Here is a 14,192-nt window from a genome sequence, read left to right on the forward strand (position 1 = left end):
GAGGTGGGAGACTTTTACGACAGCCTCTTAGTGGAGAACGTGCGGGATTAGCCTGATTGGGAGGGCAGTAAGATGACCACAGGGGTGGAACGTGTCAAGCAAGTATTCAGGACTCAACTGTGCTCTTGGATGTTGGTCTCGATGATGACAGGAGGTTCTGCGCGTTAGGCGCATACGCCCTTTGACGTGCCTGTTGACGTGTGACATGAGGAAACCGCGGGGGGAAAGTTCAAGTCGTGGAACTGGGGGGACACAGACCTTGCTTCGAGGCCTGCTTTTGCTCGAGAAGGTCAGTGAGGGGGTAAACGACTTACCCAATTTGGCAAAGTCCCTCGGATTGACTCGGAGTACAACTTATCGCCTTCTGTCGGCCTTGGTTCGCGCGGGCTACTTGAAGCATGAGCCCAGAGGAGGTTACCGCTTAGGGCCCCAGCTTATCCGCTTGGGATTTAAGGCCTACAGCCAACTCCACCTTCCCACCGTGGCGCGCCCTCATTTGGAAATGCTCCGGGACCTTACAAGTGAGACCGTTCACCTAGCTGTTCTGGAGGGCTCGGAGGTGGTATACATTGACAAGGTCGCCGGGTCTCGGGAACTGCAATTGGCTAGTCAGATTGGTAGCCGATTCCCCGCGCAGTCCACAGCCTTGGGCAAGGCCATACTAGCTTGGTTACCGGAGGAGCAGGTCCGGAGCATATTTGTGCCCGGATTGAAGCGAACGGAGAGGACCATCGCTGATTGGACTTCCTTTTCCGAGGAGCTCAGGAAAACCCGGGAAAGAGGGTATGCCCTAGATCTCGAGGAAAACGAACCCGGGGTGAGGTGTGTGGCGGCACCCATCTGGGGGGCCAAAGGTGAGCCAGTGGCCGCCGTCAGCATTTCCACAGCCACCATCTACTTAGATGAAAATAGAATTGCTCCGGTGGCCCTCACTGTGCGGCAGGTTGCCGAAGCGATTAGTCGCGAGCTTGGGGGCTAACGAGGGCTTTGGCATTGCGAATATTCCTGGACACTGCCTCAAAGCCACCTTTTATTAGCCAGGATCCGCCACATGCTATGACATTGGGTAGCGAGCAATAGATGGACACGTTCTTCTCGTCTATGCCCCCCGTAGGTATGAATTGTGCTTCCGGGAAGATCTTGGCGTAGTGTGCCAGCACCTTTACACCTTGAAAAGGCTCGGCAGGGAAGAACTTGAGGATGCTGAGGCCACGATCGAGAGCTTGCTCAACCTCTAGTGGCGTTAGAACCCCAGGTAGGTATAGCAGGCCGTGCTCCCGCGCAAAAAGGGCCACGTCTTCTCTGTAGGCCGGTGAAACCAGAAACGCTGCTCCACTGGCAAGGGCTTCCCTAGCGTGTTCAGCGTTCCGCACTGTGCCTGCTCCCACACAAAGGCCGCTTGCATTTATGCGGGTAAGCGCCTGCAAACCAAGGGGGGTTCGCAGGGTAACCTCGATTATGGGAAGATCCTCCTCCTTCAAAGTCGTTATGAGGTGCTCCAGATGCTGAAGCTCCTCGTGAGTGCGCACGGTTAAGATAGGCAGGAACCTATAACTGGTGAGCAGCTCAAGAGGGTTTTGCATGGGGCCAGTATAGTTTGGTCATCCTCCCCTGTTCAAGGGAGAAAAAACAGACTTGACCGCTATACCGCATAAAGTCCCAGGAACCGCAGGGCAGCCAGGGGGTTGAAGGAGAAAGCCTCCAAGGCCACCTCCTTCCGACGAACCCCTTTGGGGTTTAGCCACGACACCAGGTGCGCCCGCAACACCGCCAGCACCTCGCCCCCGCACCCACCCCAAAAGCTTCCCCTGGTTCCCCTTCAGGACCAAAAGGTACTCCCCCCTTTGCCCCCACCTAGCGGGCCACCTCGGGGTACAGGAAGCCCGCATCCCCCACCACCACCTTCCCTAAGAGCCCCTCGGCCCCCAGGTGTTCAGAAGAGCCCTATCTTCCCTCCCCTCCGCCCTGGCCTGGGCCAGGGTGCGCCCCAGGGCAAGGGCCCATGCCTCCACCAGGTGCACCTGGGGGCTCTTACCCTTGCCGCTTCCCCGCAGGACCTTTCCGTCGGCTACCAGGACCTTTTCCCCTTCCAGCTCCTCTTCTGGGAAGACCTTGGCCAGGGCCTTAGGGTCCAGGCGGTGGAGGAGTTGGGTGAGGGCGGTGTGGCCCGGGGCCTTGCGCAAGCCCAGGTGGGGGAGGAGGTGGGGGTTGGCGCGGGCGGTCAGCCCGTCAGACCTGGGATAGGGCTTCGCGCAGGGTCATGGAGAGCCATCTACCCCAAAAGGGGTACAACGGTCAAGTCTGGGGAGAAAAAATCCCCGTCAGGACGTGATGCTGCGGTGATCCTGAACGGAACTTTTCGGGTTGTCTCGTTGCCGATTCCCGCGCCTGAGGTAAAGTGCCCGGGGACGGTAGTGGAGGAAGCTGACTTGGGGTTGAGCCACGCCTGGACACGTGGCGGGCAAATGGGTTTCCTTGGGTAGGAGTCCTTTTGTAGAGGGTTTCAGGCATCCCTCCCGCGAGCAGGTGCTTGACAAAATGTGGGATCTAATGATAGATAGTGAGAAGAAAGGCGGGTGAGGAAAGTGAAGCGTGCTTGGGTTTATGCAGCCCTAACGGCACTGGCAGGATTGGCTGTGGGGCAGTCGTATACTCTTCGTTTCAACCATGTCTTGGGACCAAATCATCCTTATCACGCTGGGTTCCTGTCTTGGGCAGAGCGCGTGGAACAGCGGACGAACGGAAATCTCAAGATTTTGGTTTTTCACAGCAGCCAGTTGGGCATCGAAGAGGACATTATCGAACAGTTACGCCAAGGGGTACCCCTTGGGCAAAATACGGATGGTGCTCGCCTGGGCAACTACGTGCGTGAATTGGGCGTGTTCAACGGCCCATATTTCGTGGACGATTACAACTCCGTTGAGCGATTGGCTACCCTTCCAATAGTGCAGGGTTGGATAGAAAGGCTGGCTCAACAGTATGGTATCCGCGTTCTGTGCTTCAACTGGGTCCAAGGGTACCGGCACTTCATGACCAACCGCCCTGTGCGTCGGCCGGAAGATCTGAAGGGCCTCCGGATTCGTACTCCGCCGGCCCCCGTCTGGCAAGAGTCCGTACGGGCTTTGGGCGCCACCCCCGTTGCCCTTCCGTTTGGGGAAATTTACTCCGCACTGCAGCAGAGGGCTATCGACGGTGTCGAGCTTGTGTACGCCAACGTTCCCGATATGAGTCTCTGGGAGGTGCTTCGCTACATCAATGAAACGAAGCACTTCCTTCTCATTAATTTCCAGATCGTAGGGGAGGCCTGGTATCAACGGCTTCCTGCGAACTACCGGCAGATTCTCCGCGAGGAGTGCGTACGGGCAGGAAGGGAGACCTCCCTGCGGATTGCACGCGAAGAGGGTCAGATTAGGGAGCTTGCCAAGCAGAGGGGTATGACCGTGGTCACGGATGTGGACCTGGCTGCCTTCCGTAGAGCTGCAGAGACCGCCTACCAGCGCTTAGGATTGAAAACGGTCCGCGATGCACTGTATCAGGCTTTGAAACGCTAGCTAACGTACCGCTACGGGGGGGTGGGGCGATGGGGGCTTTTTGGCGTGGTCTTCACAGTCTCGAGGAGTTTCTGGCGAAGGCGTTCTTGATTCTCTCGGTTCTGACCGTGTTTGCCGGCGGGGCGGGGCGTTTCCTTGGTCATCCGTTGGACTGGGCGATGGACTGGGCAACGTTCTGCTTTGCCTGGGCTGTGTTTCTCGGCGCGGATCTTGCGTTAAAGGAAGATCGCCACGTGGCGGTTGAGATCCTCCTCCGCCTGCTCCCCCACCCAGTTCAGCGCTACCTTCGCACGTTGTTGTGGGCCATAATAGCTCTTTTCCTTGTTGTGCTTGCTATCTACAGCATCCAGGCTTCCTATCAGACGCGTTTCCGATCCTTTCAGGGCATACCCGGGTTCAGCTACACATGGTTAACGCTAAGTGTCACTGTGGGTAGTGGGCTGATGCTGCTGTCTGTGTTAAGGAAACTCCGTCAAACCGTTAGGGGCGAGGAGCCATGAAAGGAGAAGGGCGATGTTGTTGAGCTTCTTGGTCTTTCTCACCCTACTCTTGCTCGGGATGCCTGTGGTCTTTGCCATTGGTATTGGCGGACTGATCTTCTTCTTGACGCACCCCGACCTGCAACTCACCATGCCGGTCCAGCTTGCCCTTGCGGAAACGCAGAATTTTTCCCTGCTGGCAATCCCCACCTTTATTCTTGCCAGCAACCTCATGAACGAGCTGGGCGTTACGAGGCGGTTACTGCAAGTTGCTTATGCCTTAACGGCGTTCATCAGAGGGGGATTGGCTCATGCCAGCATAGTCCTTGGATTCCTAATGGGTGGGGTCTCGGGATCAGCCATAGCCGATGCCACCATGCAGTCGAGGCTCCTGGGACCAGAGATGCTGCGTCAAGGTTATTCCAGGGGATTCATAGCTGCCCTTCAGGGTTTTGCCGGTCTGCTTGCTGTGGCCATTCCCCCCAGTATCGGGCTCATTCTCTACGGAAGCATTGGACAAGTGTCGATAGGCCAGCTTTTTGCTGGGGGAATAGGGCTGGGGCTGGTCATGGCAGTGTCCCTTTTGCTAGCCGTAACTGTACTTGGACCGAAGCTCCCTCCTGGCGAGGGATCGTTCCACGTGTCCGAGATTGCTAGGGCCCTCAAGGATGGGTTCTGGGCGGTTGTTTTTCCGATCTTACTCTTGGTCTCCTTACGTTTTGGCGTTTTTGTGCCATCTGAGGTGGGAGCGGCCGCCGTGGTTTATTCGTTGTTCGTTGGACTTGTCTATAGAGAATTGTCCGTGGACAGGGTAGGTAGAGCGCTCTCCAATTCTGTGCGGGACATAGGGATGGTGGCTTTACTGATCGCGATGGCGGGGGTTTTAGGGTATGGAATGAAGTGGGAGATGGTTCCCCAGCAGGTGTCTAGCTTTCTGCTGGATGTTGTGCAGAATCCTCAGTTCGCTTTGGTTCTTATTCTTCTTTCGCTTTTGGTACTTGGTATGATCCTGGATTCGACGGTGATGATTATCATGCTGACCCCAATTCTGGTACCAGCGGTCAAGGCGCTCGGTATCGATCTGGTCTATTTCGGTGTACTCATGGTTATGACGTGCGCTATTGGCTTGCTGACGCCCCCGGTTGGGCTGTCCATGTATTCCGTCTGCTCGATTATGAATTGCGATCTGGAGGAGTACGTTCGGGAGGGGTGGCCCCTCTTCGTAGCCGCGTTGGTAGCCCTTATCGTGGTAATGACGTTTCCGCAAGTCGTTTTATTCTTGCCAGAACTGCTATTTAGGGGTAGGTGACCATGAAGCTATTGGGAAAGAAAGCTTTGGTAATTGCTGCTGGGCAGGGAATCGGAAGAGCAATAGCGATAGCCTTCCGTGAGGAGGGAGCGGAGGTACTGGGAGCCACTTTGCATCCCGAAAAGTTGAAGGGCGTGGTTCCAGCGGTGAAGCTGGATGCCAGGGATCGGGAGAGCCTGGTTCGGCTTTTAGGTAGCTTGGACGACCTGGACATACTTGTAAATGCGCAAGGCATTGTTCCCGAAGGGGGACTCGTCGATGCGACCGATAGGGATTGGGATGAGGCCTTCTTGTTGAACACCAAAAGTATCTTCTGGGCCATGCAGGTGGCTCTACCGAAAATGGCAGCTAGGGGAGGAGGAAGTGTCATCAATATCGCTTCCGTTGCTGCCCTGAAGGTGGTCCCTAGGCGCTTCATTTACAGCGCCACGAAGGCGGCCGTGGTGGCCATGACCAGGGCCGCAGCCTTAGAGTTCGCCCCCATGGGGGTGCGTGTCAATGCCATCTGTCCAGGGACTGTGGACACACCTTCCCTAAGAGAACGTGCTCGAGATGAAAGCGGACTAAAAAAGTTTGCAGAACGCCAGCCCTTAGGTCGGTTGGGGCGGCCAGAGGAAATCGCAGCCTTGGCAGTATATCTGGCCTCAGACGAGGGTGCGTTTGCCACGGGGGGCGTGTTTGTGGTTGACGGAGGCTTAAGCTTATGAAGACATTTCCTTCCGCCGCGTTGCAGACCTTTGCGGAGCGTATTCTCAGGGCCGCCGGTGCGGATGAGGCTTCGGCTAGGGCCACGGCCCAGGTTTTGCTCGACGCCGAACTTAAGGGAATCCATAGCCACGGGTTGTCGCGCCTTCCCATTTATGTGCGACGGCTTACGTCGAAGTTGGTCAATCCGTCTCCTTTTCCACAAGTGGTGAGCCGTCATGGAGCCATCACAGTGGTTGATGGCGACAACGGATTAGGACCTCGAGTGGGGATATTCGCACTGGAGGAGGTGAGGCAACTTGCCCTTGCCTATGGTATCGGGGCTGTGGGGGTGAGACGCAGTACCCATTTTGGCGCAGCGGGCTTCTATGCGGAAGCCCTGGCAAAAGAGGGCCTGCTAGGCCTTGTCATGACCAATGCGGAGCCAGACGTTGTACCCTTTGGTGGTAAACGGTCCGCTCTGGGAACGAACCCAATAGCTTTTGCCGCACCCGCTCCGCAGGGGATACTCGTGGTGGACTTGGCTACCGCTCAGGTAGCCATGGGTAAGGTGCTGATGGCCCGGGCTAGGGGCAGTGCCATCCCCTTGGATTGGGGTGTGGATGAGGAGGGCGTTCCAACAGGTGATCCCCATAAGGTTAGGGCGTTGTTGCCTTTGGGTGGTCCGAAAGGATATGCGCTTGCGTTAATGGTGGAAGTCCTTGCGGGAGTGCTCACGGGAGCTGGGGTCGCAGACACGATTGGCCGCATGTACGATGATTGGGATCGTCCTCAAAATGTGGGCCATTTCTTGGTGGCGATTGATCCAACATTCCTGTCAAGTCGGGAAGAGTTTCTTGGACGCATGGAGTATCTGTGGAACCACATCAAACGCATACCACCCGCTCCAGAGTTTTCAGAAGTGTTCTTGCCAGGAGAAAAGGAGGCCCGTCTTAGAAATGCGCGCCTCCTAGAGGGAGTTCCGCTGGAGGACGCGGTAGTGGAGTCTCTTCTGGAGTTGGGTGAGAGCTACGGCGTGTCCTTGGAGGTGCGTGGTGATTGAGGTTGTAACTGCTGGAGAGGCTATGGTGCTTCTCCTGTCCCCGAGAAAAGGGTATCTCCGGCACCAGACTTGTCTCGAGGTCCGTATAGGAGGGGCGGAAGCCAACACGGCCATAGCCCTGGCCAGGCTTGGATTTTCTGTTGGGTTTTTCACTTTTGTTGGCCAGGATGAGCTCGGTGACGTAGTGTTGCACCGTCTGCGCGCCGAAGGGCTCCAGGTGTTCGCCAGGAGAGTGGATGCGCCCACGGGACTTTATATAAGGGAAAATTTAGCGTTCGGTGGGAGGGTTTATTATTACCGCCAAGGTTCGGCGGCTGCCTATATGGCTCCTGAAGCGTTCGATCTGGATTGCTTGGGCGAAGCAAAAATCTTTCACCTTAGTGGGATTACGCTAGCACTTTCGGAAAGGACCTGGGCCTTTTCCCGATGGCTCTTACAAGAAGCCAAGGAGCGGAAGATGCGGGTGAGCCTCGATGTGAATTATCGGAAAAAGCTATGGGCGCCCGAGGATGCTAAACCACTCATTGAGGACGTTCTTCCGTTAACGGACATTTTGTTCTTGAGTGAGGATGACGCCGTGCTCTGGCCTGGCGATAGAACTTCGATTCTCTACACGCTTGCAGCTAAAGGTCCGGCGGAAGTTGTGCTGAAGAGAGGGAAAAAGGGTGCGGTGGCGTTAGTGGAAGGTTCGCTTGTAGAGGCCGATCCGTTCCCAGTTAACGAGATAGACTCCGTGGGGGCTGGGGATGCCTTTAATGCAGGCTATCTCGCAGGGGTGCTGTGGCAATATCCCGCTCAGGAGAGGCTCAAATTGGGAAACGCCATGGGTGCCTTGGCCGTAACCACACTGGGTGATTACGAGGGGGCCCCGTCTCGGGAGGATCTTTTTCGGTTCCTCGGTAAAAGTCCCATACTCGATCGGTGAGGTGGCAGTATGCGCGTTGCGATAGTCACAGGAGGAAGTCGCGGAATTGGACGGGCACTGGCTGAGGAGCTGGCGAAGAAGGGATTCAAGGTGGGTATAGTCAGTCGTCATCCAGAAGGGGCTGTCAAGAGTTTTCAGGAAATGGGCCTACCCGCATTCCCAGTTGCCGTAGACTTGGAAAAGGATCCGCCTGAAAAGGTGGTCGACCTGGCTTTGGCGGAAGGCGATATCCATGCTCTCATACACGCAGCTGGAATCAACGTGCGTAAGCCCGCCCTGGAGCTATCCTACGAGGAGTGGCGTAGAGTCTTGTACCTCCACCTAGATGTTGCCTTTCTTCTGGCAAAAGCGGTGGCCCCCCACATGGCTTGTGTCGGATGGGGCCGAATCTTATTCATTGGGTCTGTAACCACCTTTACCTCAGGCGGGCCGGTTCCCATCCCTGCATATGTGTCTGCTAAGACTGGCTTGTTAGGTTTGACCCGGGCCCTCGCCAAAGAGTGGGCACCTCTCGGAATCCGGGTCAATCTCCTCTGTCCAGGCTATGTGCAAACGGACTTCACCGCTCCAGTGTGGAGTAACCCCGATCTCTATCAGGCAATCACCAGTCGCATTCCGGTAGGACGTTGGGCTTCTCCAGGGGAAATCGCTAAGGTTGGCGCTTTGCTATGTACTGAGGACATGGATTACGTTACGGGCACGACCGTGGTTGTAGATGGGGGCTTTCTGAGCTATTAACCACGGGAAACCCCTATTCGTAATCTGGTCATGCGCTAGCCTTAGGGAAAAGTTTGTCGTAACGAGGGGTGTACGTGAGTCAAGCCGCGATTTTTGTGGGTTTCCCTTCCGCAGCCCAAAGCGGGGTCATGTCCACGTAGCGCCTGAACCCCACTCTTCCGTGACCCTGAGCATCACCACCGTGGCCAGGTCGGCCAGGCTCTCTTCGTTGGAAAACACCCCCACCCCCTGAAGCCCCCGCTCCACAAGCCCCTTCAGCAGGTTGCGCCACCCTTCCTTCCTCTCCCCGCCTGCCCCAGTTCGCCTTGAAGTAGCTGGCGTCCAGGTACAGGTAGGGGGTGGAGACCCCTTGCGGGTACATCTCCAGGACCGCCCCTTCCATCTCCCCGGTCATCCGCTTGCAGCGTTCAAAGACCTCCGTGAGAAAGCTCCCCTCGCGATCCCGGGGGGCCTTGAGCTGGGCAATCTTGCCCGCCGGCGTGATCAGGTCCCGGGTGTAGTGACCGTTGCGCTCCCCCCGCCGGCTCGGCGGGCCTTTTCATCTCTTCCCGGTCCATCCGCCCCTCCGTGCTTAACCCACAAATTAACCCACAAAATAAGCGACACTACCAGGAGTCCTGTGGGCCTCATAATGGGGGACATGTGGACTTTCCCCGAGGCCTTTCAGGGCCGGTATGTCCGCCTGGAGCTCCTAACCCTCTCCCACCTTCCGGGCTTCCAAGCCCAGTTCGACCCCGAGGTCTACCGCCACATGAGCCATAGGGTAAGGGGGCCGGAGGACCTAAGGGATCACCTCGAGGCCCTTCTTTCCGAGCCTGGCCGGGTTAACTGGGCCGTTTTCCTGGGAGGGAAGCTGGCCGGGCGGATCTCCGTCATCGCCCCGGATCCGCAAAACCGCAAGCTGGAGATCGGTACCCTCATCTTCAAACCCTTCTGGGGAAGCCCCGCCAACAAGGAGGCCAAGTACCTCCTCCTGCGCCACGCCTTCCAGGTGCTCCTCGCGGAAAGGGTGCAGTTTAAGGTGGACCCCTTGAACCTGCGAAGCCAAAGGGCCTTAGAGTCCTTGGGGGCGGTGCGGGAAGGGGTCTTGAGGCGTAACCGCCTTCTCTCGGATGGCCGTTTCCGCGACGACGTGGTCTACAGCATCCTGCGGGAGGAGTGGCCTCGTGTGAAGGCCCGGCTGGAGGAGAAACTGTATGGAGCTTTCCCAGGAGATACGGGAGGGGCTTAGCCTCTTGGTACTCCTCCTCACCTACCTGGGCCTGGCCCTGGGGGGGCTCCCCGGCTACCGCATGAACCGGGCGGGGGTGGCCCTGGTGGGGGCGAGTTTTCTGGTGCTCCTCGGGGTCTTGGACCTCCGGGAGGCCTGGCAGGCCCTGGACGCCCAAACCCTCACCTTCCTCTTCGGGATCATGGTCCTGAACGCCCATCTGGGCTATGCGGGCTTCTTTGGCCTGGTGGCGGAGAGGCTTTTGCGCCTGGCCAAGACTCCCTTGGCCCTTCTCCTCCTTCTTACCTTGGGAAGCGGGTTCCTTTCCGCCCTCTTCTTGAACGACACCATGGCCCTCCTCCTCACCCCCTTGGTCCTCTCGGTCACCCGGGGTCTGGGGCTCAACCCGGTGCCCTACCTCCTGGCCCTCATGGGGGCGGTGAACACCGGGAGCCTCATGACCCCCACGGGGAACCCCCAGAACATCGTGGTGGCGAGCCTATCCGGCATCTCCTACCTGGGGTTTGTGGCGGCCCTTTGGCCCGTGGCCGTCTTGGGGCTTTTGCTCCAGGTGGCCTTATTGGCCCTCCTTTACCCTGAGGTACGCTCCCTAAAGCCCCTTCCTCCCCTGCCCCCCTTGCGCTACCGGCTTCACCGTCCCCTTCTGCGGAAGGGGGTTTGGGTAGCCCTTGGGCTTTTCCTAGCCTTCCTCCTGGGCTACCCCATGGCCCAGGGGGCCTTGGTGGCTGCGGGAATCCTCCTCTTCACCCGCCGAATACGCTCCGAGCGCTATTTCTTGCGGGTGGACTGGGAGCTACTGGTGATGTTCGCCGCCCTCTTCATGGTCACCGAGGGGGTACGAAGGCTGGGCCTGGCGGAGTTTCTTGTGCCCTTGGCCACCACGCCTTTAGGGCTTCTTTTGGCCGCCACCTTCCTCTCCCTGCTCGTCTCCAATGTGCCCGCGGTCTTGCTCCTGGCTCCCCTGGTGCAGGAGCCCAGGGACTGGCTTCTTCTGGCCGGGGGAAGCACCCTGGCGGGGAACCTCACCCTCCTCGCCAGCGTGGCCAACCTCATCGTGGCCGAGGGGGCGGGAAAGGAGGGAATGCGGGTGAGCTTTCTGGAACATCTCCGCTTTGGCCTGTCCTTGACCCTCCTGACCCTGGCCCTGCTTTACGCCCTACTTTAGCCGCGCCTCGAGCCAGCCCCCAATGGCCAGCACCCGGCCGTCCTCCACGTAGGGCCCCATCACCTGGAGCCCCACGGGCATCCCCTCCACCCGGGCGAAGGGGAGGGTTAGGGTGGGCACCCCGAGGAGGCTGAAGGGCAGGGTGAGGGTGATGAAGGCCTCCCGGTGGCTCTTCTTCCCCGATTCCAGCTCCACCTCCTCCGTGCCCAAAGGGGGGGCAGGAAGGGGCTGGGCGGGGAGGAGGAGGGCGTCCACCCCTCTTAGGGCCTTCACCAACTGGAGGCGCAGGGCCTCCCTTTCCGCCACCGCATCCCGGTAATCCTTCTCCGTGAGGGAAAGCCCGGCCATAAGGGCCTCCCGCACCTGGGGGGAGAAGCCTTCCGGCTGTTCCCTTAAGGCTTTTTCGTGGATGCGGGCTGCCTCGTAGCGCACCAGGCGGGTGTAGACCTCATAGACCCCGGATAGGGGTAAGGATACCTCCCTTACCTCGGCCCTCAAGGAGGGGAGTTCCTCTAGAAGCCTCTGGAAGGCCCTGCGCACCTCCACCCCCAGACGGCCCTCCAGGAAGTCCAGGGGCACGCCGAAGGTGGGGTTTTGCGGGCCCTCGAGGGGGATGCTTTCCCCGGCCAGGATCTCCGTGAGGAAGTGGGCGTCCCGCACGCTCCTGGCGATGGGCCCCGCGTGGTCGGTGGAGCGGGAGAGGGGCAAGGCGCCTTCCAGGCTTACCCGGCCGTAGGAGGGCTTGAAGCCCACCACCCCGTTGAAGGCGGCGGGGATGCGGATGGAGCCCCCGGTGTCCGTGCCCAAGGAGGCAAGGCCGATCCCCAAGGCCACGGCCACGGCGCTTCCGCTGCTGCTTCCCCCGGCTTGGCGGCTTGCGTTTAAGGCGTTGCGCACCGGGCCCGTCCAGGGGTTTTCCCCGGTGATGCCCAGGGCCACCTCGTGCATGTTGGTTTTGGCGAAGAGGAGGGCCCCGGCTTCCCTCAGGCGCCTTACCGCCTGGGCCTCCTCGGGAAGGGGAGGGAGGGGGGCCCGGGTTCCTGCCCGGGTGGGCATGCCCTTGACCGGGAAGAGGTCCTTTACCGTGAGGGGGATGCCGTGTAGGGGTCCGCGGATGTACCCCTGCCTTAGCTCCTCCGTAAGCCGCTGGGCTTCCTCCTTGGCTCCCTCCTCGTCCAGGTAGGCCAAGGCGTTGCGGTCCTGGAAGGCCCGGGCCCTTTCCAAGGCTTCCTCCAAAAGGGCCAAGGGAGTGGTTTCGCCCCTTCCCAGGAGGGCTTTAGCCGTCAAGAGGTCCATGCTCCATTATAGGGGCCTTCTCCTGAGCCCCTGGTAGGGGTTTTTGCCCCGGCCAGGTGTAGCGCACCACCTCCCGGCCCTCGAGGGCCAAGGCGATGAGCCTTTCCGTATCCAAACGGCTTTCCGTTTCCAAGGCCACGGAAAGTTGGGCCCGGGTCACGGGGTGCTTGGGGGCGAAAAGGGTGCAGCACTCCTCGTCGGGGAGGATGGAGATGGCGTAGGTGCCGATGCGCTCCGCCTCCGCCTTGATCTCCACCTTGTCAAAGCCGATCAAGGGCCGGAAGACGGGAAGGGTGGCCGCCTGGTTGACCACATGGAGGTTCTCCAGAGTCTGCGAGGCCACCTGGCCCAGGCTGTCCCCGGTGGCCAAGGCCAAGGCTCCTTCCTCCTTGGCGATGGCCTCGGCGATGCGGAGCATGTAGCGGCGGTAGAGGACCACCCGGTAGGCCTTGGGGGCCTCGAGGATGATCTGCCGCTGCACCTCGCTGAAGGGAACCAGGTGGAGAGTGATGCGGTGCTGGAAGCGGGCCAGGCGCTCGGCGATGGCCTTGGCCTTTTCCCGGCTCTGGCCCGAGAGAAGGGGGAAAGGGTGGAAGTGCACCAGGACCACCTCCGCTCCCCGGCGCATGAGGCGGTAAGCGGCCACGGGGGAGTCAATCCCCCCGGAAAGGAGGGCCACCACCTTCCCGGAAACCCCCGGGGGAAGCCCTCCCGGTCCCGGGTGGCGCTCCACCTCCAAAAGGGCAGCGTTGGGCAGGATGCGCACCACCCACTCCCTTTCCGCCCCCTTGAGCTGTACCCTGGCTCCCGTCTTCTCCTTCACGAAGGCCCCAAGGAGGCGCTCAATCTCGGGAGAGGTGAGGGGGAAGGTCTTGTCGGAGCGCTTGGCGGTGATGCGGAAGCTCTGGAAGGGCACTTCCGGCAGGACCTGCTCCAGGGCACCTTTGAGGGCCTCGAGGTCCGCCGCCGTGCGCAGCACCCGGGCGAAGCTTTCCACGCCCAAGGTTTCCTGCAGGCGCCCCCTGGTTTCCGGCCAGGACGGCTCGGGCAGGCGGAAGAGGAGGGCCATGGGCCACTCCGCTTCCAGCCTGGCCCCCGTGCCTTTGAGGGCCCGCTTCACGTGATCCTTGGCCTTCCTCAGGAAAAGGGGGCGGTTTTGGCCCTTCAGGGCCAGTTCGTGGAAGAGGTTGACCAAGACCAGGGTTTCCATGGCTAAGTGTCCATGCATGAAGGTTGCCCCATCGGCAAGGACGAATGCGGCTTATCCATGGCCTTTTGGGGTCCCCCTTGGGGTGCAAGCCCCAAGGGGGTACCTAGGAGCACAGGCCCTTTACCGCCAGATAGAGGCGGCTGCAGAGGGAACCCACCCGGGCGGCCCCCCGTAGCTCCTCCGGCTTGCCGAAACGAAAGGCGGTGTAGAAGGTCTTCCCCGGCTTGGGCTCGGGCAGCCGGGGGGTAGTGAGGAGCCGGGCCTCGAGGACCCAAAGCTCCAGGGTATAAGCGGGGCGCTCCTCTATCCCGCAGGCCACGGGGCGGGCCGCCGCCACCTCCGCCTGGAGTTTCTCCTGCGCCACCCGGAAGGCGACCTCCTCAAGGCCTTCCCCTTCTACGAGGCTCACCGCCGGCAGACCCCAGGCCCCGCCGAACTCGGGGTCCTCCTCGGGCCGCTTCACCAAGAGAAGCCCTTCCTCGCTCCAGGCGGCCAGGGCCACCGCGCGCTTAAGGGGCTTGGCCGTCTGCACCCAACCAGC

Annotated in this window: 16 protein-coding genes and 2 pseudogenes; 11 read left to right on the forward strand and 7 right to left on the reverse strand. The window is 59.9% G+C overall.

Annotated elements, in window-relative coordinates; all coding sequences use genetic code 11:
* Positions 1 to 205 precede the first annotated feature (205 nt).
* Together C2847_RS12480 and C2847_RS12485 are read left to right on the forward strand one after the other, a co-directional pair.
* Positions 206 to 391 (forward strand): annotated as a pseudogene (locus C2847_RS12480) (helix-turn-helix domain-containing protein); the annotation flags it as partial.
* Positions 392 to 502: 111 nt separating this feature from the next.
* The gene (locus C2847_RS12485; RefSeq protein ID WP_244187345.1) at positions 503 to 979 is read left to right on the forward strand and encodes an IclR family transcriptional regulator; all 477 of its coding nucleotides are present in this window, start codon (positions 503 to 505) and stop codon (positions 977 to 979) included.
* On the opposite strand, the gene C2847_RS03645 is transcribed toward C2847_RS12485, so the two are convergent.
* The 3 genes from C2847_RS03645 to C2847_RS12985 form a co-directional block, all read right to left on the reverse strand.
* On the reverse strand, positions 957 to 1,583 hold the full coding sequence (locus C2847_RS03645) for a bifunctional 4-hydroxy-2-oxoglutarate aldolase/2-dehydro-3-deoxy-phosphogluconate aldolase (protein ID WP_105317124.1): 627 nt from the start codon (positions 1,581 to 1,583) through the stop codon (positions 957 to 959). The two genes, C2847_RS12485 and C2847_RS03645, sit on opposite strands and share 23 nt — an antisense overlap.
* Positions 1,584 to 1,642: 59 nt before the next feature.
* Positions 1,643 to 1,777, reverse strand: a complete 135-nt coding sequence (locus C2847_RS12980) for a hypothetical protein (protein WP_279627869.1) — start codon at positions 1,775 to 1,777, stop codon at positions 1,643 to 1,645.
* Positions 1,778 to 1,907: 130 nt separating this feature from the next.
* Positions 1,908 to 2,183, reverse strand: a complete 276-nt coding sequence (locus tag C2847_RS12985) for a hypothetical protein (RefSeq protein WP_244187344.1) — start codon at positions 2,181 to 2,183, stop codon at positions 1,908 to 1,910.
* A gap of 393 nt (positions 2,184 to 2,576) precedes the next feature.
* Between C2847_RS12985 and C2847_RS03655 the strand changes: the two genes are divergently transcribed.
* From C2847_RS03655 to C2847_RS03685, 7 genes are read left to right on the forward strand one after another with little or no spacing between them, the layout of a single operon-like run.
* On the forward strand, positions 2,577 to 3,551 hold the full coding sequence (locus C2847_RS03655) for a C4-dicarboxylate TRAP transporter substrate-binding protein (protein ID WP_164835629.1): 975 nt from the start codon (positions 2,577 to 2,579) through the stop codon (positions 3,549 to 3,551).
* Between the two features lie 29 nt (positions 3,552 to 3,580).
* Positions 3,581 to 4,051 (forward strand): TRAP transporter small permease, encoded by a 471-nt coding sequence (locus tag C2847_RS03660; RefSeq protein WP_105317125.1) that lies wholly within the window; start codon positions 3,581 to 3,583, stop codon positions 4,049 to 4,051.
* A gap of 13 nt (positions 4,052 to 4,064) precedes the next feature.
* Positions 4,065 to 5,339, forward strand: coding sequence for a TRAP transporter large permease (locus C2847_RS03665; RefSeq protein WP_105317126.1), 1,275 nt, complete (start codon positions 4,065 to 4,067; stop codon positions 5,337 to 5,339).
* A 2-nt stretch (positions 5,340 to 5,341) separates the two neighbouring features.
* A complete protein-coding gene (locus C2847_RS03670; RefSeq protein WP_105317127.1) occupies positions 5,342 to 6,046 on the forward strand; it encodes an SDR family oxidoreductase in 705 nt (234 codons plus the stop codon).
* On the forward strand, positions 6,043 to 7,086 hold the full coding sequence (locus C2847_RS03675; RefSeq protein WP_105317128.1) for an Ldh family oxidoreductase: 1,044 nt from the start codon (positions 6,043 to 6,045) through the stop codon (positions 7,084 to 7,086). The genes C2847_RS03670 and C2847_RS03675 overlap by 4 nt, the downstream gene beginning before the upstream one ends.
* A complete protein-coding gene (locus C2847_RS03680; RefSeq protein ID WP_105317129.1) occupies positions 7,079 to 8,011 on the forward strand; it encodes a sugar kinase in 933 nt (310 codons plus the stop codon). The genes C2847_RS03675 and C2847_RS03680 overlap by 8 nt, the downstream gene beginning before the upstream one ends.
* A gap of 9 nt (positions 8,012 to 8,020) precedes the next feature.
* Entirely contained in the window at positions 8,021 to 8,749 is a 729-nt protein-coding gene (locus C2847_RS03685; RefSeq protein WP_105317130.1) for an SDR family NAD(P)-dependent oxidoreductase, read from the forward strand.
* A gap of 349 nt (positions 8,750 to 9,098) precedes the next feature.
* Here the strand turns inward: C2847_RS03685 and C2847_RS12990 are convergent.
* A pseudogene (locus C2847_RS12990) lies at positions 9,099 to 9,266 on the reverse strand (transposase); the annotation flags it as partial.
* A 123-nt stretch (positions 9,267 to 9,389) separates the two neighbouring features.
* On the opposite strand from C2847_RS12990, the gene C2847_RS03695 reads away from it, so the two are divergent.
* On the forward strand, positions 9,390 to 9,980 hold the full coding sequence (locus tag C2847_RS03695; protein ID WP_105317132.1) for a GNAT family N-acetyltransferase: 591 nt from the start codon (positions 9,390 to 9,392) through the stop codon (positions 9,978 to 9,980).
* Positions 9,946 to 11,145, forward strand: a complete 1,200-nt coding sequence (locus tag C2847_RS03700) for an anion transporter (protein ID WP_105317133.1) — start codon at positions 9,946 to 9,948, stop codon at positions 11,143 to 11,145. Before C2847_RS03695 ends, C2847_RS03700 begins: the two co-directional genes overlap by 35 nt.
* Here the strand turns inward: C2847_RS03700 and C2847_RS03705 are convergent.
* From C2847_RS03705 to C2847_RS03715, 3 genes are all read right to left on the reverse strand, one after another.
* Positions 11,137 to 12,441, reverse strand: a complete 1,305-nt coding sequence (locus C2847_RS03705) for an amidase (protein WP_105317134.1) — start codon at positions 12,439 to 12,441, stop codon at positions 11,137 to 11,139. The two genes, C2847_RS03700 and C2847_RS03705, sit on opposite strands and share 9 nt — an antisense overlap.
* Positions 12,422 to 13,651, reverse strand: coding sequence for a tRNA uracil 4-sulfurtransferase ThiI (thiI, locus tag C2847_RS03710; RefSeq protein WP_105317135.1), 1,230 nt, complete (start codon positions 13,649 to 13,651; stop codon positions 12,422 to 12,424). Before thiI ends, C2847_RS03705 begins: the two co-directional genes overlap by 20 nt.
* Positions 13,652 to 13,754: 103 nt before the next feature.
* Positions 13,755 to 14,183, reverse strand: coding sequence for an NUDIX hydrolase (locus tag C2847_RS03715; RefSeq protein WP_105317136.1), 429 nt, complete (start codon positions 14,181 to 14,183; stop codon positions 13,755 to 13,757).
* Positions 14,184 to 14,192: the final 9 nt, after the last annotated feature.

The sequence above is a fragment of the Thermus tenuipuniceus genome (assembly GCF_002964845.1).
GTDB lineage: Bacteria > Deinococcota > Deinococci > Deinococcales > Thermaceae > Thermus > Thermus tenuipuniceus.